Here is a 582-nt window from a genome sequence, read left to right on the forward strand (position 1 = left end):
AATTTGACCGAGGTAGTTGTGATGTAGTTAATAACATTTATGAAATAAAAGTTATTAATAAAAGACCATGTGGTCCCAATGAAAAAATGATCATTGGAGATCAGTTTGAATTCAGGGTAAACAAAAATTTTGAAGATGTTTATGAAGACCAATTAGTAATTGATTATCAAAATGGTTCTTTTATTTTCAAAAACAGAAATCAAATTTTTAATAATCGTATTGGATTAACATTTATTAAAGAAGATTAAATATAAAATATTAAATTACAAAAAAGGCATTGCAAATAAATAATGCCTTTTTTGTATACTTTTTTATTATTAAACATGTGGATTGTTGAATTCCACTGCAGGATGCTCGCTTTCCATGGGGCGAATGCTGAGCTTCCTCGGCAAGCCTGCGGGGTCTTTAGCCTTTCCGCATTTCCCATAGGATTCGGGCATCCTTTCGTTCCATTCTACTCCATGAATAAAAGTGCTTCACTCAGTCGATCAATGTTTTAATTGAAGTATAAACATAAATTTTAATAAAGTCATTTCAATGAATAAACATTTGTCTTTTTCAATTTTTTACGTTAATTGCAAA

General features: G+C 29.7%; 1 protein-coding gene. It reads left to right on the forward strand.

The window, feature by feature from the left end:
* Positions 1–248: iron-sulfur cluster biosynthesis family protein (locus tag B7R67_RS21825; protein WP_088073084.1), on the forward strand; the 248-nt coding region annotated here is incomplete at its 5' end.
* Between the last annotated feature and the right edge of the window lie 334 nt (positions 249–582).

This window comes from Gottfriedia luciferensis, assembly GCF_002156865.1.
In the GTDB taxonomy this organism is placed as follows: Bacteria; Bacillota; Bacilli; order Bacillales; family Bacillaceae_G; genus Gottfriedia; species Gottfriedia luciferensis.